Origin of the sequence: Pseudomonas sp. MH9.3 (assembly GCF_034354675.1) — a bacterium.
Lineage (GTDB): Bacteria > Pseudomonadota > Gammaproteobacteria > Pseudomonadales > Pseudomonadaceae > Aquipseudomonas.
Genome location: NZ_CP133785.1, coordinates 105,511 through 131,449 on the forward strand (window position 1 = coordinate 105,511; position 25,939 = coordinate 131,449).

The following is a 25,939-nucleotide window of genomic DNA, read 5'->3' on the forward strand; positions in this document are numbered from 1 at the left end:
CCCAACGCAGGACAAGCCTGCTCGCCACAGGGAATCTGCGCTTAACTGAACGGCATTAGGGCAAGCCCGCTCGCCACGGAGGCTGCTGGTGCCGTTGCCTCCTGAGGCTTACACCCTGAACTGATCCATCAACCCCTGTTGCTGATTGGCCAGGCTGTTCAATGCCTGGCTCACCCGCGCCGACTCATTGGCCTGCTCCGACAAGGATTCGGTGACATCCCGGATCGTCGCCACGTTGCTGTTGATCTCCTCGGCCACCGCGCTTTGTTCTTCTGCGGCGCTGGCGATCTGCAGGTTCATGTCGCTGATCACCGTGACCGCCTCGCCAATCTGACGCAGTGCGGTCACCGCCTGGCCGACCTGTTCGACGCTGCCCTGGGCCTGGCGATAGCTGTTGCCCATGGCGCCCACCACGGTTTCAGTGCCGCCTTGCAACTGCTCGATCACCCGCCGGGTTTCTTCCACCGACTCCTGAGTGCGTCGCGCCAGGTTGCGCACTTCGTCGGCCACCACCGCAAAGCCGCGACCGGCCTCACCGGCGCGGGCGGCCTCAATGGCAGCGTTCAGCGCCAGCAGGTTGGTCTGCTCGGCAATGGCGCGAATCACTTCCAGCACCGAGCCGATTTTCTCGCTGTTGACGGCCAGGCCTTCGACCTGAGCCATGGCGGTGCTCATATCAGCGGCAAGCTCACCGATATTACGCGTGGTGCGGTCGATCACCGTCAGGCCTTCGCGGGTCGCCTGGTCGGCATCGCGTGCGGCCTGGGCGGCCTGAGCGGCACTGCGGGCCACGTCCTGCGCGGTGGCGCTCATCTCATGGGAGGCGGTGGCCACCTGATCGACCTGGCGATACTGCTGTTCCATGCCGGCGCTGGTCTGAGTGGCAATCGCGGCGGATTGGTCAGCGGTGCCGCGGGCGTCCTGCACCGAGCGTTTGACCTCGGCAATAATCGGTTGCAGCTTGTCGAGGAAACGGTTGAACCAGCCGGCCAGTTGCCCCAGCTCATCCTGTTTGGCGTAGGCCAGGCGGCGGGTCAGGTCGCCTTCGCCGCTGGCGATATCTTCCAGCATGCGCGCCACACCGAGGATCGGCCGCGTCACGCTGCGGGCCATCAGCCACACCAGGATCAGGCCGAGCACGGCGGCCAGCAGGCCCAGGCTTAACTCCAGCCAGGTGCCGCGGGCGTTGTCGGCATCCAGTTGCGCCTTCAGCGCTTCGGCCGGGCCCATCAGGACTTTTTCCGGCACATCCAGCAACACGCCCCAGGGTTTGCCGTCTGGAATGGGGGTGAACGGCGCGAGCACTTTCAATTGATGATCGGCGCGCAGGCTGCGTACCTGGGTGCTTCCGGCGAGTGCGCTGATCAGTTGCGCGCCGCTGGTGCGGTCGACCTGGTCCAGGCGTTGGCTGAGCTTGCTCGCATCCGGGCTGTAGCCGGCGAGCACACCGGTGGGGCTGAGGATACTGACCTGGGTCTGGCCGTCATACAGTTTCTGGCTGGCCTGCTGGCTCACCGCCTGCAGGCTGTTGAGGTTGATGTCCACCGACAGTGAAGCGACGACCTTGCCATCGACCATCAGCGGAAACACGATGCTGGTCATCAGCACGTTTTGCCCGTCGATCACATAAAAATACGGTTCGATCACGCAAGGTTTGAGGGTGGTGCGCGGGCACGTGAACCAGGCGTTGGCCTTCTCGCCACTGGGGCCGACGGAAACATCGGCCATGTCGCTTTCCGGCAGCGCCATGGAGGTGATCTTGCCCGGTGTCGGTTGCGACCAGTACAGCGCGAAACGTCCCTTTTCATTGCTGCCCAGTTCGGCCTGATTGGCGAACAGCTCATCCTTGCCGTCCAGTGCATTGCTTTCGAACACCAGGGACAGGCCGAGCAGATCGGGGTTGGCCTGCAATGCGGCCTTGACCTGCCGGGTCAGGTCTTCGCGCGTGTCGAAGGCGTCGAGAAAACGTTTTTCGGCCTGTTCGCGCAGGAACAGTACCTGACGGGAAAAACCGTGGCCGTACTGGTAGGCGTCCATGAACTGCCGGCGAATGTTCAGTGCCTGTCCCTCACCCTGTGCCTCGATGCGAGCCTGCGCCGCCTCATCCAGCATTTGCATGCTGGCCGCCTTGACCTGTGCCGAACTGTGTTCCATGCGATACAGCGACAGGCCCACGAGCAGGGTGACGATGCCCAGCAGGCACAAACCGGCGAGCAGGGTGATTTTCCATTGAATGGACAGTTGTCTAAGGGACATCAAAAAGCATCCTTAACCTGAAGGCACAGAGAACTACTGTGTCGGCTGCGGCGAAAGATTCTTTATTCAACTGATCCATCGAGCCTGAAAACGGCGCCGTTTTTTGACATGCGGCCCTGCCTGCTGCAAAGTGCGCGCCCTCTAACAAGACCTCCTTGACGCCTGTTCTCCGGCCGCCCTATTCATTGGCTGCGCGCGCGGGCATGCCTGTCTTTTTATGTTTCTGCTTGAGGTAACCATGATTAACGCAGTCATCGCCGCGGTCGGCACCATGCTGGTGCTCAGCCTGTCCCGCGTGCATGTGGTCATCGCCATCATTATTGGCGCGCTGGTGGGCGGCTTGACCGGTGGCCTGGGCATCGAGGCCACGCTTCAGGCGTTCAACGGCGGCTTGGGTGGCGGTGCGACCGTGGCCCTGTCCTACGCATTGCTCGGTGCTTTCGCGGTGGCGATTGCCAAATCCGGCTTGGCCCATGCGCTGGCGGACAAAGCGCTGATGCTGGTCGATCGCCAGGAAGCCACTGGTGGCAGCCACGTCAAATGGCTGTTGATCGGACTGCTGTGGGTGGTGGCGATTGCCTCGCAGAACATCCTGCCGATCCATATCGCGTTCATCCCGTTGCTGGTGCCTCCGTTGCTGTATGTGCTGACCAAGCTGCAACTGGACCGCCGCCTGATCGCCTGCGTGATGACTTTCGGCCTGATCACGCCGTACATGTTCTTGCCAGTGGGCTTCGGCAATATCTTTCTCAACCAGATCCTGCTGGCCAACGTGGCCAAGAGCGGGGTGGACGTAAGCCAGGTCAACGTCACCCACGCCATGGGCCTGCCGGCACTGGGCATGGTGGTCGGCCTGCTGGTGGCCGTGTTTGTCAGCTACCGCAAAAAGCGCGTGTATGACCTCGAGAAAATCGAGCGTGTCGAGCAGGTGGCCGTGCAATACAACCCGCTGACCCTGCTGGTGGCCGGCCTGGCGATTGCCTCGGCGTTCATCATTCAGTTGTGGCTGGATTCGATGATCATCGGCGCTTTGGCCGGGTTCCTGATCTTCTCGGTATCGGGCATCGTGCGCTGGCGCGAAACCGATGATCTGTTCACCGAAGGTATGAAAATGATGGCGATGATCGGCTTCATCATGATCGCCTCGTCGGGCTTTGCCGAAGTGCTCAAGGCCACCGGTGACGTGCGCTCGCTGGTGGAAACCTCGGCGGCCTTCATCGGCCACAGCCGTGGGGTGGGGGCGTTGTTGATGCTGCTGGTGGGCCTGCTGGTGACCATGGGCATTGGCTCGTCGTTTTCCACGGTGCCGATTCTCGCAGCGATCTTCGTGCCGCTGTGCGTGCAACTGGGCTTCAGTCCGCTGGCCATCGTGTGCATCGTCGGCACGGCCGGCGCGCTGGGCGACGCCGGTTCGCCTGCCTCCGACTCCACCCTCGGCCCGACCTCCGGCCTGAACATCGACGGCCAGCATCACCATATCTGGGACACCGTGGTGCCGACCTTTCTGCACTACAACATCCCGTTGCTGGCCTTCGGCTGGATCGCCGCGATGACCCTCTGAGGCGAACGCCGCCATCGACCGATGTACGGCGGCTACGCTCAGTGCAACAAAGATGGCACTCGCAGGATTCGCTGCGGACTAAGCAGCAGGATGCACCCCGCTTTTTTCACACGGACCGGACATGAACGCGACCAACCTTCAATTCAAAACCCTGCTGCTGATGCTGGTCCTGGTGACCGTGGCGTTCATCTGGATATTGCTGCCGTTCTACGGCGCGGTGTTCTGGGCAGTGATCCTCGGCATCATCTTTGCGCCCATGCAGCGCCGCGTGCAGACGAAATTCGGCTGGAACCGCAACCTTACGTCCCTGACCACGTTGACGGCGTGTCTGGTGATCGCGATCCTGCCGGTGATCATCACCAGCGCCCTGCTCGTGCAGGAGGGCGCCACGCTGTACAAGAACATCGAAAGCGGCAAGCTGGATGTGGCCGGTTATATCGAGCAGTTCAAGAACTTCCTGCCGCCTTACTTCCAGCACCTGCTGGACCGGTTTGGCATGGGCAATCTGGAGGGGCTGCGCGAAAAGATCGTCAAGGGCGCGATGCAGGGCAGCCAGTTTTTTGCGTCCCAGGCGTTCAGCTTTGGCCAGGGTACGTTTGATTTCCTGGTGAGCTTTTTCATCATGCTGTATCTGCTGTTTTTCCTGCTGCGCGATGGCCCGGAGCTGGTGCGCAAGGTGCGTACCGCGGTGCCGCTGGCCGAGCCGCAGAAGCGTCGCCTGCAATTGAAGTTCAACCGGGTGGTGCGGGCGACGGTCAAGGGCAACGTATTGGTGGCGGTGACTCAGGGCGCGCTGGGCGGCTTGATTTTCTGGTTTCTCGACATTCCCAGCGCGCTGCTCTGGGCCGTGCTGATGGCGTTTCTATCTTTGTTGCCGGCGGTCGGCGCGGGGATTGTCTGGGCGCCAGTGGCGGTTTACTTCCTGCTCAGCGGGGCGATCTGGCAGGGTGTGGTGCTGGGGCTGTTCGGCGTGTTCGTAATCGGCCTGGTCGACAACGTGTTGCGCCCGATTCTGGTCGGCAAGGACACCAAGATGCCGGACTACCTGATCCTGATCTCGACCCTGGGCGGTCTGTCGGTGTTTGGCCTCAACGGCTTCGTGATCGGTCCGCTGGTGGCAGCGCTGTTCATGTCCAGCTGGGCGCTGTTTGTGGAGACCAAGCCGCGGGTCAAGTTGCCGTTGCCTTAAGCGCGAAGCGACGTTTGTTGCAGCTGCTGTTTTGCGTCAGACAGTGACAGGAGCGGGCCACTGATGGGCTCGCCGTTGCTTACCAGGTACCAGCAGGCCAGCAGACCCCTGTTGCGCAGGGAGGCGGGAACGGCGGTGCCGACGACGGACATGATGTGAACGGTGGTGGGCATACAGACCTCCAAACGTGATGATGGGGCTACCTTAAGCGGCATGAAGGCACGGGAAAAATCATCTGTCTCGATAGTCGTCATCAACGCCAGGCGTTACTCCACCACCTGATCAAGCATGTGCACCACTTCCGCTTCACTGAGCACGCCTTTGCGCACCAGATTTTCCGCCAGCAACGCCATGAACTTCGCGTTGCGGTGGCCTTCCAGGTGCTTGAGTTCGGTCAATGCGTTGTAGACCTTGCTGGATGTGCACAGGCCTGCGGTGCGGTGTGGGTTTTGCGTGGGCATGGTCAGTCGTCCTTTGTTGTTATTGGGTGGACAGGCGCGGTGATGAGCGTGTGAGTGGCTCCAACATGCCAGCGCCGGCCCCGGTCAAGCAAGCAGACTTTGACATCAATGATGTGGGATTACGCGTTGGTCGCTGTCCTCAAAACGACCCCCACGCGGCTGAGTCGGACGTAGCCCCCATGAATTGCGCGCAAAAAAAGGCCCCGCGTGTGGGCGGGGCCTGTTCATACAAGGTGATGACGCTTACCAGCCGCGGCCGTAGTAGCCATGGGGAGGACCGTAGTAGTGGGCAGGTCCGTAATAGCCGCGCGGTGGGCCGTAATAGACCGGCGCCGGGCGATAATAGACCTCGCGCTGCACATACACCGGTGGCGGCGGGGCGTAGTAGACCGGTGGCGGCGCCGCATAGACCGGCTGCGGTTGCACATACACCGGTTGCTGTTGCACATAGACCTCACGGGGCTGGTTGGCCACCACGGAGCCCACTACGGCGGCGCCCACCAGTGCACCCAAGACGGCAGGGCCACCCCATCCACCACCGTGGGCGGAGGCTTGGCCGGCCATTGCGAGTGCGCCGATAAGCAAGGCGATCCTGGGGAGTTTACGCATCATGGTCATTCCTCGGTTAGCCCCTGCGCTTGTGGTCTGCAATCAATAGACTCAAGTAATGTCGCGGGGATACTTTTAAGACAACGTATTTCTGAAAAACAGCACAGCCGCCAGGTAAAGGTTGTGTAAGGTCTGTACCGATTTGCTTACTTTCAAGGAGCTACCCATGCAGATGCACCCCAACAAGGACACCCAGCTGTGCATGTCACTGTCGGCGCGTCCCGGAAATTTTGGCCTGCGTTTCCATAACCATCTGTACGAGCAGTTGGGCTTGAATTTCTACTATAAGGCCTTCAGCAGCCGCGATCTGCGCGGCGCGATCGGCGGCATCCGAGCGCTGGGAGTACGCGGTTGCGGGGTGTCCATGCCGTTCAAGGAGGCTGCCATTGCCTTGGTGGACGAACTTGACGAGTCGGTTCAAGCCATTGATTCCCTGAACACCATCGTCAACACCGATGGCCATCTCAAGGCGTACAACACCGACTATATCGCCATCGAACAACTGCTGAAAAAACATACGGTGCCCAAGGATTCCACGTTTGCCCTGCGCGGCAGCGGCGGCATGGCCAAAGCTGTGGCCAGTGCACTGCGCGATGGCGGCTATGCCAACGGCGTGATCGTGGCGCGCAACGAAGCGGCGGGCCGGGCGCTGGCGCAGAACCTGGGCTATGAATGGCAGGCGCACCTGGGCGAACTGCGCCCGCAGATGCTGATCAACGTGACCCCGATCGGCATGACCGGCGGATCGGAAGCGGATCAGTTGGCGTTTGACGCCGATGCGGTGGATAGCGCGGACACGGTGTTCGATGTGGTGGCGATTCCTGCCGAAACGCCGTTCATCCTGCGAGGCAGGGCCAAAGGCAAACGAGTGATTACCGGGCTGGAGGTGATCGCGATTCAGGCACTGGAGCAGTTTGTGCTTTACACCGGCGTACGGCCGACGAATGAGCAATTCGAGGCGGCAGTCGCCTTCGCCCGGGGTTGAAGCCCTGTGCCGATCCAAATGTGGGAGGGGCTTGCTCCCACCTGGATCACCGCGTTACGCCCGTTCCAACTGTGCCAGGCGCTCTTCAAGGGCCGCAATGCGCGCTTCCAGTTCTTCAATGCGCTCGACCGGGACGCCCTGTGCCCCACGTTCCACCGGACTTCCGCGCGCCGCGATGATCACTTCGATATCCGCCGGGTCGCCCAGTGCATGGGTGTAGCGGTCTTCGCGCTGCCCCGCCTGGCGCGGTACCAACAGCGCCAGGCCTCGCGCAATCAGGCGTTCGAGTTGGTGCATCACCTGCTCGGCGTCTTCGAAGTCATGCATGCGCCCGCTGCGGGTCAGCAACTCGTTGACCGTCTGCGGCCCGCGCAGAAACAGCAGGCCGATAAGAATCACCTGGGCCGGCACTAGTTCCAGGGCTTTTTCCACACGGTGTTCCCAGCGGTCGGCGCGGCTGCCCATCACCAGCCGGGTAAAGCCCTGACCTTCGAGTACGCGCAGGCTTTGGCCGACCTGACCCGGGCTCAGGTTCATCACCGGCTCGCGGCTGGTCTTCTGGTTGCAGGCCAGCACCAGCGCGTTGAGGGTCAGGGGGTAGGTTTCCGGGTTGGTCGCCTGTTTTTCGATCAGGCAGCCCAGGATGCGGATTTCCGTGCTGTTCAGGCGCGGCTCAGGGGTGTCGGTGTCGTGCTCGGCGGTCATCGCGCTTTCCCTATGCAGTGAGAGCACTAGCCTATGCCGGAAAAAATAAAAGACAAGCGGCTGGCATGCCTATAATCGACGCTGGTTCAAACCCTGCCATAACCGTGAGACTGTCATGACTATTTCCCTGTACGCCGCCTCAATCCCGGTCTTCAAGCAAATGCTCAGCGCCCTGAGCGATGTGCTGAACAAAGCCGAAGCCCACGCCACCGCCAAAAACATCGAGCCGAACGCGCTGCTGCAGGCGCGCCTGTTCCCGGACATGTTCGCACTGGTGCGCCAGGTGCAGATCGCCGTCGACTTCGCCAAGGGTGTCTCGGCACGCCTGGCCGAGATCGACGTGCCCAAGTACGAGGACAACGAAGTCACCTTCGCCGACCTGCAAGCGCTGATCGCCAAGGTGCTGGCCTTCATCGACACCCTCAAGCCCGAGCAGATCGACGGCAAGGAAGGCATCGAGATCGTCACCCGCCCAGGCACACCGAAAGAGAAGCGCTTCACTGGCCAGTCCTACCTGTTGACCTACGGCCTGCCGCAGTTCTTCTTCCATGTCACTACGGCCTATGCACTGCTGCGTCATAACGGTGTGGAAGTGGGCAAGCGTGATTACATGGGCGCGTTCTAAGCAGCCATTTACAAAAAAACCGGGGTGGATCTTCAATGAGCCACTCCGGTTTTTTTGTGTCTGCGTTGGCGGTCAGGGCAGGGCGGTAAACAACTCGCGTCGTGCGCCTTCGGTAATCGCCACGATGCCGGGGTGCTTGACCTTGCGCTCCACCGAGATGGCGTAGAACGACTCGGTCACCGCATCGGTCTGGCCAATTAAAGCCACGCCGTACTGGCGCACCACCTCGTCGGCAATCACGCTGGGGGCGATGAATATGCCGCTGCCGGATTGGCCGAAGGCCTGCATCAAAGCGCTGTCGTCGAACTCGCCGATGATCTTCGGCTGGATCTGCTGCTCGGCAAACCAGCGCTGCAAACGGCTGCGCACCACCGTCTCCGCGCCCGGAATCAACAATGGCGCGCCCTGCAAGCAGTGTGGGAAAGCGCCGGGATGCCGGTCGGCCAAGGCCTGGGTGGCGAAAAAACTGATGCCGCATTCGCCCAGTTTCTGGCTGTAGCCCTTGATGTCGAGGTGCGTCGGCATCGGGCTGTCAGAGATCACCAGGTCCAGGCGCTGGATCGCCAGGTCTGCCAATAACCGTTCGAGCTTGTCTTCGCGGCAGGTGATGCGCAGCGGCTCGCTCAACTCCATGGTGGGCGCGATCAGCCGGTAAACAATGGACTTGGGCACCACATCCGCCACCCCGACCCGGAACAGGATCTGCTGTTCATCCGGTTGCGCACGCAACATCGCCTCCAGTTCATTGCCGGTCTGGAACATCTGTTCGGCGTAGGGCAGGGCCTTGCGCCCGGCCTCGGTGAGTTCCAGCTGGCGTCCTACCCGCTGAAACAATGCGATGCCATAGGTATGTTCGAGCAGGCTGATCTGCCCGCTGATGGTCTGCGGCGTGAGGTTCAGTTGCTCGCAGGCGCGCACGATGCTGCCTGTCTTGGCCACCACCCAGAAGTAGTGCAGTTGTCGGTAATTGAGCATGGCGACCTACACTTCGTGAAAATCGAAGTATACGTGAGAAAAATACGAATTTTACTGAACTGTCCGCCTGCATAGAATGCCTCGCTATCACGGGGCCACTCTCTGGACCCATTGGTTCTAACGAGGAATGCATCATGAAACTCAATTCCCTGGGCGCGGCGTCCTTGCTTGCGCTTTCATTGGTGATGATCAGCGGGTGTGATCAGGTCGAAAAAAGTGCACAGCAGGTGTTGGGCAAAGCCACCGAATCGGCCAAGCAGGCCATCGATGACACCCACAAGGCCGCCGAACAGGCGTTGAGCGAAGCGACACAAGGCCTGATCAGCCCGCAAAAAAAGGATGATCAGGAAAAAAACGAGTCAGACTCCAATACCCAAGACACCTAACTTCCCGGCACAACCTCAGGACTGACCTATGGACTACCTTTTACAACTGGCCGCCAGCCCCACCGCCTGGATCGCCCTGGCGACCCTGATCGTCATGGAAATCGTGCTGGGCATCGACAACCTGATCTTCATCTCGATCCTCACCAACAAACTGCCGGAGAAACATCGGGCGAAGGCGCGGCGCATCGGTATCAGCATGGCGCTGATCCTGCGTCTGGGCCTGTTGAGCACCATCGCGTTCATCGTGCAACTGACGGCCCCGGTGTTCGAGATCTTCGGCCAGGCGTTTTCGTGGAAAGACATGATCCTGATCGCCGGTGGCCTGTTTCTGGTGTGGAAGGCGACCACCGAGATCCATCACAGCATGGACCCGGAGCCAGAGGAAAAGACCAGCACCGGCAACGCCGTTACCATCGGTTTTGCCGCGGCCATCGGCCAGATCCTGCTACTGGACCTGGTGTTCTCCATCGACAGCATCATCACCGCCGTGGGCATGACCGAACACTTGCCGATCATGATCATTGCCGTGGTGACCTCGGTGATCGTGATGCTGGTGGCGGCCGAACCGTTGGCCAGGTTCATCAACGACAACCCGACCGTGGTGATGCTGGCCCTGGGCTTTTTGATCATGATCGGCATGACGCTGATCGCCGAAGGCTTCGGTGCCCATGTGCCCAAAGGCTACGTGTATGCGGCCATGGCCTTCTCGGCGGTGATCGAATGCCTGAACATCGCCCGGCGTAACCGCCACAAGCGTTTGCTTGCTGCCCGTCAGTAAGCGCTGAAACAAACAGGCCGGCTGCGCTCACAAGCGCAAGCCGGCCTTTTGCTGTCTGCTAGAATCGTCCCACTTGATAGCTTGAGGTTTCCCATGAACGAGCCGATTCGCCTTACCCAGTACAGCCATGGCGCGGGATGTGGCTGCAAGATTTCGCCCCAGGTGCTGGAAGTGATCCTTGCCGGCAGCGGCGCGCAAAACCTCGACCCCAAGCTGTGGGTGGGCAACGCCTCGCGCGACGATGCGGCGGTGTACGCCATCGACGACGAGCGTGGCGTGGTCTCCACCACTGACTTTTTCATGCCGATTGTCGATGACCCCTTCGACTTCGGCCGCATCGCCGCCACCAATGCCATCAGCGATATCTACGCCATGGGCGGCGACCCACTGATGGCCATCGCGATCCTTGGCTGGCCGGTCAATGTGCTGGCGCCGGAGGTGGCTCGCGAAGTCATCCGTGGCGGCCGTTCGGTGTGCGACGAAGCCGGCATTCCATTGGCGGGCGGTCACTCGATCGACGCGCCCGAGCCGATCTTCGGCCTGGCCGTTACGGGCCTGGTGCACAAGCGCCACATGAAGCGCAACGACACCGCCACCGCCGGTTGCCGGCTGTACCTGACCAAGCCCCTGGGCATCGGTATCCTCACCACGGCGGAAAAAAAGGGCAAGCTGCGCGAGTCGGATATCGGCCTGGCCCGGGACTGGATGTGCACCCTCAACAAACCGGGCAGCCGCTTTGGCAAGTTGGCCGGGGTGACCGCCATGACCGACGTCACCGGTTTTGGTCTGTTGGGCCATCTGGTGGAAATGGCCGACGGCAGTGGCCTTACGGCGCGCATCGAATACGAAAAGGTCCCACGCCTGCCAGGGGTGGAATACTACCTCGACCAGGGCTGCGTGCCCGGCGGCACCTTGCGCAATTTCGACAGCTACGCGAAAAAGCTTGGGCGCGTGCAGGAGCTGCACAAGCGCGTATTGTGCGACCCGCAAACCAGCGGTGGCCTGCTGATCGCCGTCACGCCTGAAGGCGACGCCGAGTTTCACGCCGTGGCGGCGGAGCTGGGCCTGAACCTTACGCCAATCGGCGAATTGCTCGAGCGACAGACCAACGCGGTCGAGGTGATTTGATGGCGGCCGACATCACCGATTACCGCGACATTTTCCTCAACGACCGGCCGATGATGGACATCCGCGCGCCGGTTGAATTCACCAAGGGCGCGTTCCCGGGGGTGATCAATCTGCCGCTGATGACCGACCACGAGCGCCAGCGGGTCGGCACCTGCTACAAGCAGCAGGGCCAGCAAGCCGCAATCGTCCTGGGCCACGCGTTGGTGTCCGGGGCGATCAAGGCTCAGCGTATCGAGCAATGGGCGCACTTCGCCCAGGCCCATCCCCATGGCTACCTGTACTGCTTTCGCGGCGGGCTGCGCTCGCAGATCGTGCAGCAATGGCTGAAGACCGAAGCCGGCATCGAATACCCCCGCGTCGGCGGTGGCTACAAGGCCATGCGTACGTTCCTGGTGGACACCATCGAGCAAGCGACTGCCCAGTGTGATTTCGTGCTGCTCGGTGGCATGACCGGCACCGGCAAGACCGAGGTGCTCGGCCAGTTGCACAACGCCCTTGACCTGGAAGGCCACGCCAACCATCGCGGCTCCAGCTTCGGCAAGCGCGCCACGGCGCAACCGTCCAACATCGACTTCGAGAATCGCCTGGCGGTGGACCTGCTGAAAAAACGCGCCGCCGGCGTCGAGCAGTTCGTAGTCGAGGACGAGAGCCGCATGATCGGCAGTTGTGCGTTGCCGCTGCCGTTGCACAAAGGCATGCAGCGCTTTGCGATGGTGTGGCTGGAAGACAGCGTGGAAGGGCGCGTGGAACGGATCCTGCGCGACTATGTGGTGGACCTGTGTGCCGAGTTCATTACAGTGTTTGGCGAGCAGGGCCAGGCGCTGTTTGCCGAACGCCTGACCCAGAGCCTGGCCAATATCCACAAGCGCCTGGGCGGCGAACGCTTCCAGCGGTTGCAGGCGATTCTGCAGGACGCTCTGGCGGAGCAGGCGCGCAGTGGCGAGGTGCATTTGCACCGGGTGTGGATTGAGGGGTTGTTGCGTGAGTACTACGACCCGATGTACGCCTTCCAGCGCGAGAGCAAAGGTGCACGGATCGAGTTTGCGGGGGAGCAGGGGGCTGTCGTGGAGTATTTGCGCGAGCGTGGTATACGGCACGGTTAAAGGGTTGGTCTGACGGGCCTCTTCGCGAGCAAGCCCGCTCCCACCTTTTGGATGTATTTACAGATCAAAATGTGGGAGCGGGCTTGCTCGCGAAAGGGCCATCAGCCTCATCCGAATTCTAGAGAATCACCGCCCCGATCAAGCCACAGACCACCCCGATCAGCATGGTCAATCCGGCCACCGTCACCAGCACCCGCGCATCGAAATCCTTGCGCAGCATCAACAGCGACGGCAGGCTCACGCTGGGCAGGGTCATCAGCAGCGCCACCGCCGGGCCGGTGCCCATGCCAAGGGCCATCATGGTTTGTACGATAGGAATCTCCGCCGCCGTAGGAATCACGAACAGCGTGCCGACAATCGCCAGCGGCACCAGCCACACCAGGCTGTTGGCCATTGCGCCGTCCACGTGGGGGAACAGCCACACCCGTGCCGCGCCCAGGACCAGCACCGCCAGGATGTACACCGGGATGGTGCTCCAGAACAGCTGCCACAGGGTACGCAGCCAGCGGCCGAGAAACGGTTGCGCGTCCACCGTGCTCACATCGGCCACAGCTTCCAGCGCGGCCTCCGGCACCTGCTCGGGGCGTGCGATACGCTGCGCCACGAGGGACACGCCCACCACCAGCACAATCCCTGCCACCAGCCGCAACGCGGTAAAGCCCCAGCCCAGCACGAAGCCCATGAACACCAGAGTGGCCGGGTTCAACACCGGGTTGGCGATCCAGAACGCCAGCGCCGCGCCCACCGATACCTGCTGACGGCGCATACCCGCCGCCACAGGCGCGGCGCAGCAACTGCACATCATCCCCGGCAGGGCGAACAACCCACCGCGCAGGGTCGAGCCAAGCCCGGCACGGCCGAACAGGCGCAGCAGCCAGTCACGGGGGATCAGCACTTGCAGCAATGAGCCAAGAATCACCGCCAGTACGGCGGCTTTCCAGATCGCCAGGAAATACACCTGGGCGTAGGCCAGCGCGGCCGCCAGGGGCGCGCTTTGCTGGTCATTGAGAATCGAGGCGCCGATGCTGTGGTTGTCGGCCGCGACAAACGCCTTGAAGTAGTAGGGCGACCACTTCACATAGTAGAGGCCGACACAGGCCACCAATAGGAACAGCGCCGGCTTCCACCAGAAAGACCAGCCCCGGTTGGGCTGGGTGGAGATGAGGTTGGACATGCTGATAATCCGCAGAGGAGTCGATAGCGCAGCATCATACGCCCCTGCCGCTCAACCTTCAGATATCTGCACTCACCTGTGTCGCTTCCGGGCAGCTTTGCTCGCCGTTGTTCAGGCCCTGCTTATAGTTGCGACTCAACAACGACGCCTTGCCGTTGTGCCAGGTCAGCGTGAGCACGTAGAGGGTGTCGTAATCGCTGCCGGACCAGTCTTCGGTGATGGTGTGCTTCTCGCCCACCGCTTCGCTGGCCACCTTGTTGATCAGTTCCGGCAGATAGCCGTGAGACCAGGCGGTATAGATGGTCGCGTTGTGGTACTTGTCTTCCACCAACTCGTCGGCCAGGGCGCTGGTGTCGTTGGCCGAGAACTTGATGTTGACCGGCAGGCCGAGCTTGATCGCGCTGGGGCTGATGGTCATCAGCGGACGAATGTAGCTGTAGGAATTATCCTTCTCGCCTTCCTCGATATTGCGCGTCGGGTTGGCTGCAAACACGTAATTGGCCTTGCCGAATTTTTCCGGCAGCACCGTGGCCAGGTTCATCGCACGGTTAAGGCCCTGGCAATTGAGCTGACCGAGGCCGCCGGCCGGTTTTTCGCCGTGGCGCAAAAATACCAGGGTTTGCACGCCGTCCACCGGCTGCGCGCGGCTTTCACGGGCGTCAAGGACGGCAACCATGGCGCCGCTGACCAACAGCATCGGTAACATAATGTATGAATAGCGTTTGAAACGTTGCACTAGGCGCAGAGGCTTGATCTTCATGATAGGTTCGAGTCTTCGTGCGTCAGGTTAAGGCCGACAGGCCCGGCCACAGTGGCGCTTGGTGCGTGCTGCGGTGTTCCTTGTCGATATAGCAAGGTGCCTCCATTCACCCAAGAGGGCGCACTTAAGAGTGCATCGGGGCACTTTGGTTCGCGCTCGCGGCAGATTAGCGCACCATTGTTGCGCAATGATGACGCATGCACGAAGGCGGGCAGATGACTATGATGGTGAGTTTCCGCCCAGGGGTTTCCCGATGAATCCACTCGCTGCCTTCCCGATCAACGCCAAATGGCCCGCCCAGCACCCCGAACGCCTGCAGCTGTATTCGTTGCCCACGCCCAACGGTGTCAAAGTCTCGATCATGCTGGAGGAGCTGGGGCTGCCCTATGAGGCGCACAAGGTCAGTTTCGACACTCAGGACCAGCTCTCCCCCGAGTTCCTGTCGCTCAATCCCAACAACAAGATTCCCGCCATCATCGACCCCAATGGCCCCAGCGGCCAGCCGCTGGCGTTGTTCGAGTCCGGCGCGATCCTCATCTACCTGGCGGAAAAAACCAGCCGGTTGCTCTCCGAAGACCCGGCCACCCGTTACGAAACCCTGCAATGGCTGATGTTCCAGATGGGCGGCATCGGCCCGATGTTCGGCCAGCTCGGATTCTTCAACAAGTTCGCCGGCAAGGCTTACGAAGACAAACGCCCCCGCGATCGCTACGCCGCCGAATCACGGCGCCTGCTCGAGGTGCTGGAAAAACGCCTGCTGGGCCGTACCTGGATCATGGGCGACGACTACAGCATCGCCGACATCGCAACCTTCCCCTGGATTCGCAACCTCATCGGCTTCTATGAGTCCGGCGACGTGGTGGGCATCGCCGACTTCCCCAATGTACTGCGCGCGCTGGATGGCTTCGTCGCCCGGCCGGCAGTGATCCGTGGCCTGAGCATACCGAGCTGACCCATGCCGACTTTTGATTTCAAGCAACTGGATGTGTTCAGCAGCGTGCCGCTCAAGGGCAACCCGCTGGCGGTGGTGCTGGGCGCTGACAGCCTGACCGACCAGCAGATGGCCGATTTCGCCAAGTGGACCAACCTCAGCGAAACCACGTTTTTGCTGACGCCACGCGATCCAAGGGCTGACTACCGCGTGCGCATCTTCACCACCCTGCGGGAACTGCCGTTCGCCGGGCACCCGACCCTTGGCAGCTGTCACGCGTGGCTGCAGGCCGGCGGTGTGCCGAAGGGCGAAGAGATCATTCAGGAGTGCGAAATCGGCCTGGTGCGTATCCGGCGCCAGGGCGACGAACTGGCGTTTATTGCGCCGCCGTTGTTGCGGTCCGGCGAGGTGGAGGCTTCATTGCTGGAGCGCGTTCGCCTGGGGTTGGGCCTGGCGCCCGGTGCCATCCTGCGCAGCCAGTGGGTCGACAATGGCGCCGGTTGGCTAGCTGTGATGTTGGCCGACCGACAGAGCGTGCTGGACCTGCAGCCCGATTACGCGCAACTGCTTGGCCTGGCGGTCGGCGTGATTGCGCCGAGCGACGTGGGCGACACTCAGTTTGAGGTCCGCGCCTTTGTCGCGGGCGACGGCGCTCCGGAAGATCCGGCCACCGGCAGCCTGAACGCGGGTGTCGCACAATGGTTGCTCAGTGAGGGCCTGGCGCCTGAACATTACGTGGTCAGCCAGGGCACGGCGATGGGCAGGGCAGGGCGCATCCACATCGAACGCCAGGGCGATGAGATCTGGGTCGGTGGCGCCGTTGCGGTGTGTATCGACGGGCGTTTGCAGCTCTAGCGCAAGGCAATTGTTACAGGCCATGCAACAGACTATTGGGCCTTCGGCGTTTGTGCCGTGCAATCAAGGGGCATAAGCTTTTGCCCAACTGTTTCCGCCGTTTTTCAGGAGTTCCATGACCAGCCAGTTCCCCCAGTCCCGTCCCCGCCGCCTGCGCCGCTCACCACAGTTGCGCGGCTTGTTCCAGGAAAACGAATTCACCCTCAATGACCTGGTGCTGCCGATCTTCGTCGAGGAGGAAATCGACGACTTCGTGCCGATCACCAGCATGCCGGGCGTGCAGCGTATCCCCGAGAAGAAGCTTGCCGGTGAAATCGAGCGCTACGCCCGCGCCGGCATCAAGTCGGTAATGACCTTCGGCGTGTCCCACCACCTGGACGCCAACGGCAGCGACACCTGGCAGGAACGCGGCCTGGTCTCGCGCATGTCGTCGATCATCAAGGACGCCGTGCCGGAAATGATCGTGATGTCCGACACGTGCTTCTGCGAATACACCGATCACGGCCACTGCGGTGTGATGCACGGCGCCCATGTCGACAATGATGCGACCCTGGTCAACCTCGGCAAACAAGCCGTGGCCGCCGCCCGCGCCGGCGCCGATGTGATCGCCCCGTCAGCCGCGATGGACGGTCAGGTCCAGGCCATCCGCCGCGCCCTGGATGACGCCGGCTTCACCCACATCCCGATCATGGCCTACTCCACCAAATTCGCCTCGGCCCTCTACGGCCCCTTCCGCGAAGCCGGCGGCAGCGCCCTCAAGGGCGACCGTAAAAGCTACCAGATGAACCCGATGAACCGCCGCGAAGCCGTCCGCGAATCGCTGCTGGATGAACAGGAAGGCGCGGACGCATTGATGGTCAAGCCAGCAGGCGCCTACCTCGACATCATCCGCGACATCCGCGAAGCCTCGCGCTTGCCGGTGGCGGCGTATCAGGTAAGTGGTGAGTACGCGATGATCAAGTTCGGTGCCCAAGCGGGTGCGATTGACGAAGATCGCGTGGTGCGGGAGACGTTGGGGTCGATAAAAAGAGCGGGCGCGGATTTGATTTTTACGTATTTTGCGATGGAGTTGGCGTTGGCGGGGATTTGAGGCATCCATTACCTCTCATGGCTAGCGAGCTTGCTCGCGTGGGGCTGCGTAGCAGCCCCACAGCTCACGCTCACCAGTTTTTATGTTTTATAACGTCGTAACTATTTATTTTTTGAGTAAATAGTGGTCGAATTTTTCCACTACATGATTCAGCCATAGCAGCCCTGATGTCCACTGGTTGGGGTAGTAATAATTGCAATACTGTTTATAGAACAGGTCCTCCTGAAAACTCTGTTCAGTTGTGAATGATTGTGCCAACTGTAAGATTTCACCTCTCACAGTCATGATCGTATCTCTGGAAGAGTCCAGTAAGAAGCTATCAATTACCTCATCCGCTGTGGCGTGTTCTTCCGGCCAGTCCTGGTGGAAATAGGCGCCGAAAAATTGTTGAAGTTCAGTTAATTGCTCGTTCATGTGTGGTTGCTTAATTTAAGGCGGCCAATTGCGTTTTATGGATTTTGAATGGGCTGCTCAATTGTATGCGGTTCACTGATTTATAGCGGTGAACGAGTTATATGCAAGAGTTTATGTGGTTTTCATTTTTCGCCTATCTCAGCTTCGTACCTTTCAAGGCGCTCTAATAAGACATGCATGAACTGTCGTTTGTCGATTATTTCATCGTCGAAATAAGTATCAAAAAGATAAAATACAGATTCGAAATCTTCATCGCTGTTCAGGAAATGTTGGAGCGTGTCGATATACCACTTACGGTGAGTGGGGTCGTAAGATTTGAACTCAGGCTTTGTCAGCTCATCGAATAGTTCCGAAAGCTCTTTATTGTTGTTTATGTTTTTCGAGGTGATAAAAGACTCCCTTTCAATGTCGTCGTAATTTTCAATGCTGTAAGTGAAAAGCAGGCTTCGTAAAATAGAAAGCTTTGGCTGGTAGATCATTTTAGAACTCCGTGTAGGCGGTGATAGGATTGCCGTCATTGTCTAGTATTACTATGGCTTTTCTCTGTGTTCCATATTTCAGGGGGGCTTTTTTGTAGCCCTCTCCGATTATTTTTCCCATGTCGATGGGGTCTCTAGATATTGCAATGTTTGTGCGTCGTAATATAATTTTTGCACGATAGATCGCGTTTAGTTGATCCCGGTGGCTGAGATACCGTGTTGCAGCTGTAGGTGTTTTTGGCTCGCCCCTGTTTATGCCTCTAGAGTATCTTTCAATTTCTCCTGTGGTAGGGGGTTTTGCTGTCTGAGCTCTTTCAAGCTGGAAGCCTCGAGTTGTTTGTGCTCCATGTTTTCTAAAAGTGTGCTTTTTTGGAATTTTTTTCTATCTCGGCTACACGCCTATAGGCGTAGCCTCTGCGAGTTCTTCAGTTTTTGCCTGCCGCTCAGCTCTTGAAGATTGCGGTACCTCGCGTTCACCGGTTTTTTACGCTCTATCACTTATCTTTTGAGTAAACAGTGGTCGAATTTCTCTACTGCATGGTTCAGCCATAGCACTCCTGATGACCACTGGTTGGGGTAGTCAGGTAAATAGGAGCAGGTTGCGAGACTCGTGTGTGGTTACTTAATTTATGGCGGCTAATTGCATTTTATGGATTTTGAATGGGGGGGCTCAGTTGTATGCGTTTTCCTGATTTGCAGTGGTCAATGAGTGTCTATGGTTTTCATTTTTCGTCTATCTCAGCTTCGTACCTTTCAAGGCACTCTAATAAAACATGCATGAACTGTCGTTTATCGATTATTTCATCGTCGAAATAAGTGTCAAAAAAATGAAATACAGATTCAAAGTCTTCATCGGTACTTAAGAAGTGGTTAAGTGTGTCAATGTACCACTTGCGTCGAGCAGGTTCGAAAGAAATAAAGTCGGGTTTTGTCAGGCCGTCAAATAACTCCGACAGCTCTTTGTTGCTGTTGATGTTTTTTGAGGTGATAAATAGCTCTCTTTCGACGTCGTCGTAATTTTCAAAACTATACGTAAAAAGCAGACTTCGTATGATGGAAAGCTTCGGTTGATACTTCATTTAGAAATCCGTGTAAGCGGTGATTGGGTTGCCGTCTTCATCTGATATTACTGAGGCTTTCCTTTGCTTTCCATATTCTATCGTGCGCTTTTTTAACCCTCTTCAATTATTTTTCCCATGTGGATAGGCTCTCGTGACGCTTCAGGCCCTGCGTTCTGAAATATAAATTTTGCACGGTAGATTGTATTCAGTTGGTCCCTGTGGCTGATATATCGTGTTGCGGCGCTAGGTGTTTTTGGCTGATCGTTTTTGCGCAACCAATATGCCTTTCAATTTATCCTGTGGTCGGATTTTTTGCTATCTGAACTCTTTCAAGCTGGGAGCCTCGAGTTGTTTGTGCTCCATGTTTTTCTAAAAAGTGCGCTCTTGGGAATTCTTCTTCCATCTCCGCTAAACGTCTATAGGCGTTAGCCTCGCTTTCGAAGCGGCAAGTGGGGAGACTAACTATTTGTTAAATGAGCCTGTTTTTTTGGCGAACCTAGCTATTCACTTTAATATCTGAGGTTTGAATGGCTTTTTTCTTCAGATACACTCGTGTACTGTTTTAAACAGTTGACTAGGATTTGCATGAACTTCCGTTGATCTGCAACAGGTTCGCTGAAATAGGTTGCCATTTTTTTAAATACGGCATCGAAATTGTCGTTGATCGATAGATAGTAATCAATCGAACTGATGAACCACTCTTGTTCTGGTTTTGTATAGTCTAAAAACTCTGGCTTTGTCAGTTTTTCGAAAAGCTCGATGAGCTCTTGTTCGTTGTTTATGTCCTTCGAAGAAATGAATTTTTCACGTTCTAGGTCATCCGTATTTTCAATGTCGTAAGTGAATAGCAGTCCACGTATTATCGATATACTCGGTTTTTTATTCATGTTCATTGCTCGGTATAGGCAGTTTTGGGTTTTCCATGGTTATCAAGTATTACCCTTGCTTTGCGCTGTTGGCTATATTCCAGCTCTTTCGAATATCCCTCGCCAATAATTTTCCCCATATCCATAGGCTTCATGGATGCAATATGTCCATTTCTTCTAAAGATTAGCTGTGCACGATATATCGAGTTTAATTGATCCCTGTGGGTTAGATGGGGTGTTGCAGCAGGTGGGTACTTTAGTTTTTCTTTTTTATTTTGCCTTGTTCAGTAACAAGCTGAATCTGGATCGTTCATGTATACGGATGGTCCGCTAAGAGAAGGATATTTAGTTCTAAACTCAATTAATGATCCTGCAGATTCTGCTCTTACGGAAAAGAAATTTTCGTGTTTGTGTACTGACATGTTGAGCGTATCCAATGTGGGTAAGTTTTTTATGATGAGGTCAGTGATTCCGCCGCAGCTAAGCCCTACTCGGCAAGTATTAAAGCCTTCTGCAATCCATTTTTCAGGCGGTCTGTCTGGTATTTCAGGTATATCAAACTCCATGTTTATATGGGATCTGTTGTTGTCTATGTTGAAGGAAAAAAGGGTTATTTTTCCTATCAGGATTGGCGTAGTGAATACATGATTAAAAAAAATACTCCTTTCAAAATCATTCCAGAATTTCATTTCTTTGCCTCAAAATAATAATGATCTTTTGCTCCAGTTACGTTGCCAGTACGTGTGTTTCCCACGGGACGTAGGTTGAAATGGGCTCCTTGATCACCCACGCCTCCTGGTGCTCCAAATTTATGTCCTGCGCTGTGCTCTTGGATAACTACTATCGAGCCATTCTCCCGGGTAAACTCGTACTCTCTTGTGATAATCGGTTTCCCATCGATTTTTCGTATCTCTTGACCTTGCTTATCTTTCATTCTTATATACCTAAACTGACCGTAGGCCCCAATTTCGGTGTTGAATACTGTGTTTGGATGCTGGCTCATTGGCACTTTTGCATCTGACTTCGCTTGTCTAAAAGCGCCGGTACGGGAATGGATGGGATCTTCAGGTTCTGGTGAGTTATTGCAAGATTTTTTGCTTTTTTTGTTACCAGGACAGTCAGCGCTTAGACCTCGCGGGTCCACCCACCCCGTAGGATTCGGCACGTACTGGTACGCATTGATCCCACCCGCCAGCTTCACCGGGTCCGGCGTCAGATAGCGTCCAACATCCGGATTGTAGTAGCGATGTCGGTTGTAGTGCAGGCCGCTTTCTTCGTCGAAGTATTGGCCTTGAAAGCGCAGCGGGTTGTCGACTTTTCCGACGTCGAGGCGGCTGATGTGGCCGTAGGCGCGGTAGTGCGCGGACCAGACGATTTCGCCGTCTGCGGCGGTGAGTTCCTGTGGGGTGCCGAGGTGGTCGAGTTGGTAGTGGTAGGGCTGGGTGGCGTTGGGACCGAAGCCTTCCAGCAGGGCCAACGGCCGGAAGCTGTCGGGTTCGTAGAGGTAGCTGCGGTGGCGGTCGGCGTGGTGTTCGGCGATCAGTTTGTCGCCTTGCCAGAAAAACTCGGTGGTTTTGTCATCGACGGTTTTGCTGATGCGGCGGCCAAAGGGGTCGTAGCGGTAGTGGGCGGTTTGGCCGCTGGGTTGGGTGATGCTGGTTAAACGATGCTGGCAGTCGTAGCGGTATTCGGTGATCAGTGCGTGAGCTTTGCCACGGCGTTCGCGGATCAGGTTGCCGAAGGCGTCGTAGTCGTAATGCCGGTCGCCCTGGATCATCAGGCGGTTGCCGGCGACGATGTCCGGGCCGGGGCGGTCGTGCATCAGCAGGTTACCGGCCGGGTTGTGGCCGAAGCGTTCCTGTAAGTCCTGCGAATGGTCGGCGCGGGTCAGGCGGTGGAGCGGGTCGTAGGCGTAGTGGTGTTCGCCTTTGCGGGTGTCGACGATGCGGGCGAGGTTGCCGGATTTGTCGTAGTCGTATTGGCGGCGGTAGTGGCGGTTTTCCTGTTGCGTGATGGCGTGGGCGTGCAGGCGGTTCTGGTCGTCGTAGTGGTAGTGGCTGATTAATTCGCCTTGCTGTCGTTGCTGCTCCTTGCCCGCTTTGAATAGATGCGAGGTGAGCACTTCACCGTTGAGCTGAACCGTCGCGAGGTGGCCACCTTTATCGTGGTTAAACGTGACGCGGTTGTTGTCCGGCAGGCGCAGGCGTTGCAGTTGGCCGCAGGCGTCATAGCCATAACGCAAGGTGCCCCAGCCTTGATGCTCGGCGGTCAGGCGGTTTTGTCGATCGTATTCGTAGGCCAGCGCCCAGTGACCGTCTACGACGCTGAGGAGATTGCCCTGGCGGTCGTAGGCATAGTCAACAAGGGCGCCATCGGGCAGGGTTTTTCTGACAAGGCGTCCGGCGTGGTCACGCGCGTAGCGGGTAACCAACTGACTGCCATCGTCGCCGTATTCAGTCTTTTCCTGCAGATTGCCGTTGAGATCATAAACGTAGGCGGTACGCTGGCCGTCAAAGCCGATTTCCTGCTGGATCAACCCGTTGGGGTGATAAGCGAGCCGGTAGGTCTCGCCCACCTCGTTTTCAATCTCGGTCAGCAGCAACCGAGTATTGTCGTAGCGGTACTGGACCTGCGTGCCGTCGGCATTGAGCCGTCGACTGATCAGGTGCAGCCCGTCGGCATACTCGTAGCGGGTGACGTGGCCCAGTTCATCGCGTTCGGCGGTGATTTTTCCGTAGGCGTTGTAGCTGTATTCCCTGCATGCACCGCCCGGCAATATCAGGCGAGTCAGCCGGCCCACGCTGTCCCACTGATACTGGGTCAGCGCCCCATGCTCATCCTCGCGGGCAACCTCCCGCCCGAGGTCGTCATAGCGATAGCGCCTGATCCCGCCATTGGGCAACTGTTCCTCAAGCAGTTGCCCGCGCTCATTCCACACCAGCCGCTGACAACTGTGATCGGGATACCAGACGCCAATCAACTGCCCGTGTTTGTTGTAGCTGTAGTCGGTTATATGGCCGTCTGGATCGGTCCTGCGCGTTACGTCGCCTTGTTCATTACGCTCGTATTTCCAAACTGCTTCACCACGCCTTACAACCCGTACGAACCCGTTGTCATGCTCGTAGGACGTCGGCTCATCGTCTCCGGGAAACAGCGCCACCAAGCGCCCAGCATCGTCATACTGATACGCCGTCACCGCGCCGAGTGGGTCCTGCTCAACCGTCAGCCGGCCTTTTTCATCGTAGGATTTGAAGTGTTGAGCGCCGTCCGGATCAACCCGCTGCACCAGCCGCGCCCGCGGGTCATGCACATACACTTCCTGACTGCCATCGGCGTTATGCACGGTGACGCGCCCGTCATCACCCCACACATAGCGCGTGTCCATCTGCGCAAAACTGGCCCAGTGCCGTACACAGCGCGCCGCCTTGCCGGAACGTTCCCACGCCCAGAAGAAACTCGCCCCACCGGCCAGCCCACGTTCCAGAATCACGTGCTGCTCGTCGTACCGATAAACCTCGCTTTCACCTACGGCATTGGTCGCCGACACCAGTCGGCCTGTGTCGTCGTAGGCGTAGGACACAACCGTCTGCTCAGTGACCCACTCGTAAGGCTCACGCCCCTTGGCGCGATGCACCTGATAGTCCACCGCGCCAATCCGACCCTGCGCATAACGCAACCACAGCGAGCGCCCGGCGCCGTTGTCCAGCCGTTCAATGCGCCCCAGCACGTCGCGGAAAATGCGCAGCCGGTTGTCATACGCATCGCTGATCGACACCAGCACGCCATCACGAAAGTGGTAAAACCGCGACGCCTGGGCCAGTACCAGTTCATCCGGTAAATCGCCCAGGAAGATCGCCGCTTCCGCCAGGCTGTTGGTGATCGCCGGGCGCGAAACGGTCGGCAAGGGCAGGGTGGTCGAGCGATTTTCATGGTCGGTCCACACCACCGAATCGCCGGACACCACCAGCCGCTGCGCCAGGGCATGACTCCAGCCAAATCCCAGCCCAACGTCGATTTCCACCGCACTGGTGCGATACACCCGCGTCCACTCAAACGGTAAAATCCCGTCCAGCGTGCCGTCGGTGAGGGTGAGCAATTCCTCGCCGGTGACCATCGACACCGGGCAGCCGTTGGTCACGGTTTTATCGGAAGAAGCAGACGCATCCCCCGCCGGGTTTTTCGCCGAAACCGGCACGTCATCCACGGGCAATTCGTGCACGAGTGCGGTGCGCTGCTGCTTGCTGCGCACTGCCGGCACGGCGTTCGGCACCAGCTCCTCGCCCACCTTCAGCGGCGCCACCGTCTTGATCGGCGTGGCCGCACTGGCTAACAACACCGGCTTCAGCGCATCGGTATGCTCGTCCAGGTTCGCCTTGCCAAACTGACTGGCTATCTGCTGCAACCACTGGCGTGTACGGTGAGACTTGATGCGGCCGAGCACTTTCGTACTGATGCGCACCGCCATGCCCATCCCGGCCGTTGCCATCGCCAGCAACAAATTGATCAGTACTTCGGCGCCGAGCTCTCCCAGCATTTCGTTCATGTAGGGCGGCGGTAGCAGGCGCATCCAACTGACCAGCGCCGCCAGGTACACGAACAACAAGGGTTCATCGCTGAGCACCAGCAGCCCCTTGGCGAGGGTCTCGGCACTCAACGCCAGTAACTGGTCAAGTTCTGCCTGTGAGAGGTAATGCAGCAGCTTTTCAGCATTTGCCAGCGGGGCTGAAAGCCACTCCAACAGCTGCTTGATGCTGTCCCACAATGAATACAGCGCTTCGCCGAAGCCCTGGGCATAGGCTCGATGCAACGAGCGATAGCGCTTGAGAAAATTCGCCTCGGAATAGCCCTTCCACAAGGGTTCGAATGTGTCGTGCCATTCATTGCGCAGCCAACTTTCGAGGGGGGCGATCACCGATTGATAGGAGGCGTACAGCGCCTTGAAGTGCTCCTGGGAAACGTTGGGGTAAAAGCTGATGCGGTAACGCTGGTTGCGATCACATTCCTTGACCTCAAGAATGCCGCTGGGCCCGATGGTGTGATGGATGGGCTCGCCCAGCGGCCCGCCGTTCGGGTCAATTCGCTGCAGCACCACCGGCGTATTGCCAATGGGCACAAAGCGTGAACTCTCGAACATATGCACCAGGGTCAGCGTGCCGTCAGCAGGGCAGGCGGCGACGGTGCTGCTGGGGAAGAGTGAACGGGTGATCGGCGTGACCACCACCTCGTCGCCGACCTTGAACACCTGCTCGATATCGAGCGCGGAAAAGCTGAAATAGCTTTGCGCCCATAGATCGTAGGAATTGAGGCAACGCCGGAAATCGCCGAGAACGGCTTCGACGTCCCGCGTCTTCGAGTCCATGGCGGCCAGCACCAGAAAGCCAATGGCCTGGCTGGTAGGGTTGATCATGAGACAGCCCCGGCAACCAGGGCCTTAACGAACAAATCCATCTGCAATCCTTCGCACTGTGTGATCAGGCGACGGACTTTGCCGAGGTGTCTGGAGGAGGGGAGTAGAGGTTATCCGAGGCTCATGTGGGAGATTTCAGCG

The 25,939-nt window shown here is 58.5% G+C and carries 26 protein-coding genes; 11 read left to right on the forward strand and 15 right to left on the reverse strand.

Annotated elements, in window-relative coordinates; genetic code table 11:
- Positions 1–108 precede the first annotated feature (108 nt).
- A complete protein-coding gene (locus RHM60_RS00460) occupies positions 109–2,256 on the reverse strand; it encodes a methyl-accepting chemotaxis protein (RefSeq protein ID WP_209980902.1) in 2,148 nt (715 codons plus the stop codon).
- A 241-nt stretch (positions 2,257–2,497) separates the two neighbouring features.
- Here RHM60_RS00460 and RHM60_RS00465 point away from each other — a divergent pair, with 241 nt between their 5' ends.
- Both RHM60_RS00465 and RHM60_RS00470 read left to right on the forward strand, forming a co-directional pair.
- Positions 2,498–3,817 (forward strand): Na+/H+ antiporter family protein, encoded by a 1,320-nt coding sequence (locus RHM60_RS00465; RefSeq protein WP_209990255.1) that lies wholly within the window; start codon positions 2,498–2,500, stop codon positions 3,815–3,817.
- A 121-nt stretch (positions 3,818–3,938) separates the two neighbouring features.
- Entirely contained in the window at positions 3,939–5,006 is a 1,068-nt protein-coding gene (locus tag RHM60_RS00470) for an AI-2E family transporter (protein ID WP_057009037.1), read from the forward strand.
- On the opposite strand, the gene RHM60_RS00475 is transcribed toward RHM60_RS00470, so the two are convergent.
- From RHM60_RS00475 to RHM60_RS00485, 3 genes are all read right to left on the reverse strand, one after another.
- The gene (locus RHM60_RS00475; protein ID WP_209980904.1) at positions 5,003–5,179 is read right to left on the reverse strand and encodes a hypothetical protein; all 177 of its coding nucleotides are present in this window, start codon (positions 5,177–5,179) and stop codon (positions 5,003–5,005) included. The two genes, RHM60_RS00470 and RHM60_RS00475, sit on opposite strands and share 4 nt — an antisense overlap.
- A 93-nt stretch (positions 5,180–5,272) precedes the next feature.
- On the reverse strand, positions 5,273–5,467 hold the full coding sequence (locus RHM60_RS00480) for a hypothetical protein (protein WP_231421729.1): 195 nt from the start codon (positions 5,465–5,467) through the stop codon (positions 5,273–5,275).
- A gap of 243 nt (positions 5,468–5,710) precedes the next feature.
- A complete protein-coding gene (locus tag RHM60_RS00485; protein WP_169896687.1) occupies positions 5,711–6,085 on the reverse strand; it encodes a hypothetical protein in 375 nt (124 codons plus the stop codon).
- Between the two features lie 157 nt (positions 6,086–6,242).
- Here RHM60_RS00485 and RHM60_RS00490 point away from each other — a divergent pair, with 157 nt between their 5' ends.
- Entirely contained in the window at positions 6,243–7,061 is an 819-nt protein-coding gene (locus tag RHM60_RS00490; protein WP_231421730.1) for a shikimate 5-dehydrogenase, read from the forward strand.
- A 54-nt stretch (positions 7,062–7,115) separates the two neighbouring features.
- Here RHM60_RS00490 and RHM60_RS00495 read toward each other — a convergent pair whose 3' ends face one another.
- The gene (locus RHM60_RS00495) at positions 7,116–7,766 is read right to left on the reverse strand and encodes a YceH family protein (protein ID WP_322213247.1); all 651 of its coding nucleotides are present in this window, start codon (positions 7,764–7,766) and stop codon (positions 7,116–7,118) included.
- A 115-nt stretch (positions 7,767–7,881) separates the two neighbouring features.
- Between RHM60_RS00495 and RHM60_RS00500 the strand changes: the two genes are divergently transcribed.
- On the forward strand, positions 7,882–8,391 hold the full coding sequence (locus RHM60_RS00500) for a DUF1993 domain-containing protein (RefSeq protein WP_057009041.1): 510 nt from the start codon (positions 7,882–7,884) through the stop codon (positions 8,389–8,391).
- A gap of 72 nt (positions 8,392–8,463) precedes the next feature.
- Here the strand turns inward: RHM60_RS00500 and nhaR are convergent, their stop codons facing one another.
- Positions 8,464–9,366, reverse strand: a complete 903-nt coding sequence (gene nhaR, locus RHM60_RS00505; RefSeq protein WP_209980913.1) for a transcriptional activator NhaR — start codon at positions 9,364–9,366, stop codon at positions 8,464–8,466.
- A 134-nt stretch (positions 9,367–9,500) separates the two neighbouring features.
- On the opposite strand from nhaR, the gene RHM60_RS00510 reads away from it, so the two are divergent.
- From RHM60_RS00510 to mnmH, 4 genes are all read left to right on the forward strand, one after another.
- The gene (locus RHM60_RS00510) at positions 9,501–9,752 is read left to right on the forward strand and encodes a hypothetical protein (protein WP_209980915.1); all 252 of its coding nucleotides are present in this window, start codon (positions 9,501–9,503) and stop codon (positions 9,750–9,752) included.
- Positions 9,753–9,780: 28 nt separating this feature from the next.
- The gene (locus RHM60_RS00515; RefSeq protein WP_209980917.1) at positions 9,781–10,530 is read left to right on the forward strand and encodes a TerC family protein; all 750 of its coding nucleotides are present in this window, start codon (positions 9,781–9,783) and stop codon (positions 10,528–10,530) included.
- 93 nt (positions 10,531–10,623) lie between these two features.
- Positions 10,624–11,658 (forward strand): selenide, water dikinase SelD, encoded by a 1,035-nt coding sequence (gene selD, locus RHM60_RS00520; RefSeq protein WP_209980919.1) that lies wholly within the window; start codon positions 10,624–10,626, stop codon positions 11,656–11,658.
- On the forward strand, positions 11,658–12,761 hold the full coding sequence (gene mnmH, locus RHM60_RS00525; protein WP_322213248.1) for a tRNA 2-selenouridine(34) synthase MnmH: 1,104 nt from the start codon (positions 11,658–11,660) through the stop codon (positions 12,759–12,761). The genes selD and mnmH overlap by 1 nt, the downstream gene beginning before the upstream one ends.
- 118 nt (positions 12,762–12,879) lie before the next feature.
- Here the strand turns inward: mnmH and RHM60_RS00530 are convergent, their stop codons facing one another.
- Together RHM60_RS00530 and RHM60_RS00535 are read right to left on the reverse strand one after the other, a co-directional pair.
- Positions 12,880–13,935: a permease gene (locus tag RHM60_RS00530; protein WP_231421735.1), complete on the reverse strand. Its 1,056-nt coding sequence runs from the start codon at positions 13,933–13,935 to the stop codon at positions 12,880–12,882.
- Between the two features lie 58 nt (positions 13,936–13,993).
- On the reverse strand, positions 13,994–14,695 hold the full coding sequence (locus tag RHM60_RS00535) for a histidine phosphatase family protein (RefSeq protein ID WP_231421736.1): 702 nt from the start codon (positions 14,693–14,695) through the stop codon (positions 13,994–13,996).
- A 253-nt stretch (positions 14,696–14,948) separates the two neighbouring features.
- Between RHM60_RS00535 and RHM60_RS00540 the strand changes: the two genes are divergently transcribed.
- The 3 genes from RHM60_RS00540 to hemB all read left to right on the forward strand — a co-directional run bounded on the left by RHM60_RS00540 (position 14,949) and on the right by hemB (position 17,571).
- Entirely contained in the window at positions 14,949–15,647 is a 699-nt protein-coding gene (locus RHM60_RS00540) for a glutathione S-transferase N-terminal domain-containing protein (RefSeq protein ID WP_231421737.1), read from the forward strand.
- Positions 15,648–15,650: 3 nt separating this feature from the next.
- A complete protein-coding gene (locus RHM60_RS00545; RefSeq protein WP_231421738.1) occupies positions 15,651–16,481 on the forward strand; it encodes a PhzF family phenazine biosynthesis protein in 831 nt (276 codons plus the stop codon).
- A 115-nt stretch (positions 16,482–16,596) separates the two neighbouring features.
- Positions 16,597–17,571 carry a porphobilinogen synthase gene (gene hemB, locus RHM60_RS00550; RefSeq protein ID WP_209980932.1) on the forward strand — a complete coding sequence of 325 codons (975 nt, stop codon included), beginning with the start codon at positions 16,597–16,599 and terminating at the stop codon, positions 17,569–17,571.
- Between the two features lie 105 nt (positions 17,572–17,676).
- Here hemB and RHM60_RS00555 read toward each other — a convergent pair whose 3' ends face one another.
- The 7 genes from RHM60_RS00555 to RHM60_RS00585 all read right to left on the reverse strand — a co-directional run bounded on the left by RHM60_RS00555 (position 17,677) and on the right by RHM60_RS00585 (position 25,798).
- Entirely contained in the window at positions 17,677–17,985 is a 309-nt protein-coding gene (locus RHM60_RS00555; RefSeq protein ID WP_322213249.1) for a contact-dependent growth inhibition system immunity protein, read from the reverse strand.
- 122 nt (positions 17,986–18,107) lie between these two features.
- A complete protein-coding gene (locus tag RHM60_RS00560) occupies positions 18,108–18,464 on the reverse strand; it encodes a hypothetical protein (RefSeq protein ID WP_322213250.1) in 357 nt (118 codons plus the stop codon).
- A gap of 722 nt (positions 18,465–19,186) precedes the next feature.
- Positions 19,187–19,543, reverse strand: a complete 357-nt coding sequence (locus tag RHM60_RS00565) for a hypothetical protein (protein ID WP_322213251.1) — start codon at positions 19,541–19,543, stop codon at positions 19,187–19,189.
- Between the two features lie 491 nt (positions 19,544–20,034).
- The gene (locus RHM60_RS00570; protein WP_322213252.1) at positions 20,035–20,412 is read right to left on the reverse strand and encodes a hypothetical protein; all 378 of its coding nucleotides are present in this window, start codon (positions 20,410–20,412) and stop codon (positions 20,035–20,037) included.
- 2 nt (positions 20,413–20,414) lie between these two features.
- Positions 20,415–20,546, reverse strand: a complete 132-nt coding sequence (locus tag RHM60_RS00575; RefSeq protein ID WP_322213253.1) for a hypothetical protein — start codon at positions 20,544–20,546, stop codon at positions 20,415–20,417.
- A gap of 129 nt (positions 20,547–20,675) precedes the next feature.
- The gene (locus RHM60_RS00580; protein WP_322213254.1) at positions 20,676–21,080 is read right to left on the reverse strand and encodes an Imm50 family immunity protein; all 405 of its coding nucleotides are present in this window, start codon (positions 21,078–21,080) and stop codon (positions 20,676–20,678) included.
- The gene (locus tag RHM60_RS00585; protein WP_322213255.1) at positions 21,077–25,798 is read right to left on the reverse strand and encodes an RHS repeat-associated core domain-containing protein; all 4,722 of its coding nucleotides are present in this window, start codon (positions 25,796–25,798) and stop codon (positions 21,077–21,079) included. The genes RHM60_RS00580 and RHM60_RS00585 overlap by 4 nt, the downstream gene beginning before the upstream one ends.
- Between the last annotated feature and the right edge of the window lie 141 nt (positions 25,799–25,939).

Coding starts and splice junctions, on each gene's coding strand:
- RHM60_RS00460 (WP_209980902.1), bottom strand. CDS start 2,256: ATGTCCCTTAGACAACTGTCCATTCAATGGAAAATCACCCTGCTCGCC.
- RHM60_RS00470 (WP_057009037.1), top strand. CDS start 3,939: ATGAACGCGACCAACCTTCAATTCAAAACCCTGCTGCTGATGCTGGTC.
- RHM60_RS00475 (WP_209980904.1), bottom strand. CDS start 5,179: ATGCCCACCACCGTTCACATCATGTCCGTCGTCGGCACCGCCGTTCCC.
- RHM60_RS00480 (WP_231421729.1), bottom strand. CDS start 5,467: ATGCCCACGCAAAACCCACACCGCACCGCAGGCCTGTGCACATCCAGC.
- RHM60_RS00485 (WP_169896687.1), bottom strand. CDS start 6,085: ATGACCATGATGCGTAAACTCCCCAGGATCGCCTTGCTTATCGGCGCA.
- RHM60_RS00490 (WP_231421730.1), top strand. CDS start 6,243: ATGCAGATGCACCCCAACAAGGACACCCAGCTGTGCATGTCACTGTCG.
- RHM60_RS00495 (WP_322213247.1), bottom strand. CDS start 7,766: ATGACCGCCGAGCACGACACCGACACCCCTGAGCCGCGCCTGAACAGC.
- RHM60_RS00500 (WP_057009041.1), top strand. CDS start 7,882: ATGACTATTTCCCTGTACGCCGCCTCAATCCCGGTCTTCAAGCAAATG.
- nhaR (WP_209980913.1), bottom strand. CDS start 9,366: ATGCTCAATTACCGACAACTGCACTACTTCTGGGTGGTGGCCAAGACA.
- RHM60_RS00510 (WP_209980915.1), top strand. CDS start 9,501: ATGAAACTCAATTCCCTGGGCGCGGCGTCCTTGCTTGCGCTTTCATTG.
- RHM60_RS00515 (WP_209980917.1), top strand. CDS start 9,781: ATGGACTACCTTTTACAACTGGCCGCCAGCCCCACCGCCTGGATCGCC.
- selD (WP_209980919.1), top strand. CDS start 10,624: ATGAACGAGCCGATTCGCCTTACCCAGTACAGCCATGGCGCGGGATGT.
- mnmH (WP_322213248.1), top strand. CDS start 11,658: ATGGCGGCCGACATCACCGATTACCGCGACATTTTCCTCAACGACCGG.
- RHM60_RS00530 (WP_231421735.1), bottom strand. CDS start 13,935: ATGTCCAACCTCATCTCCACCCAGCCCAACCGGGGCTGGTCTTTCTGG.
- RHM60_RS00535 (WP_231421736.1), bottom strand. CDS start 14,695: ATGAAGATCAAGCCTCTGCGCCTAGTGCAACGTTTCAAACGCTATTCA.
- RHM60_RS00540 (WP_231421737.1), top strand. CDS start 14,949: ATGAATCCACTCGCTGCCTTCCCGATCAACGCCAAATGGCCCGCCCAG.
- RHM60_RS00545 (WP_231421738.1), top strand. CDS start 15,651: ATGCCGACTTTTGATTTCAAGCAACTGGATGTGTTCAGCAGCGTGCCG.
- hemB (WP_209980932.1), top strand. CDS start 16,597: ATGACCAGCCAGTTCCCCCAGTCCCGTCCCCGCCGCCTGCGCCGCTCA.
- RHM60_RS00555 (WP_322213249.1), bottom strand. CDS start 17,985: ATGAACGAGCAATTAACTGAACTTCAACAATTTTTCGGCGCCTATTTC.
- RHM60_RS00560 (WP_322213250.1), bottom strand. CDS start 18,464: ATGATCTACCAGCCAAAGCTTTCTATTTTACGAAGCCTGCTTTTCACT.
- RHM60_RS00565 (WP_322213251.1), bottom strand. CDS start 19,543: ATGAAGTATCAACCGAAGCTTTCCATCATACGAAGTCTGCTTTTTACG.
- RHM60_RS00570 (WP_322213252.1), bottom strand. CDS start 20,412: ATGAATAAAAAACCGAGTATATCGATAATACGTGGACTGCTATTCACT.
- RHM60_RS00575 (WP_322213253.1), bottom strand. CDS start 20,546: ATGAAGCCTATGGATATGGGGAAAATTATTGGCGAGGGATATTCGAAA.
- RHM60_RS00580 (WP_322213254.1), bottom strand. CDS start 21,080: ATGAAATTCTGGAATGATTTTGAAAGGAGTATTTTTTTTAATCATGTA.
- RHM60_RS00585 (WP_322213255.1), bottom strand. CDS start 25,798: ATGATCAACCCTACCAGCCAGGCCATTGGCTTTCTGGTGCTGGCCGCC.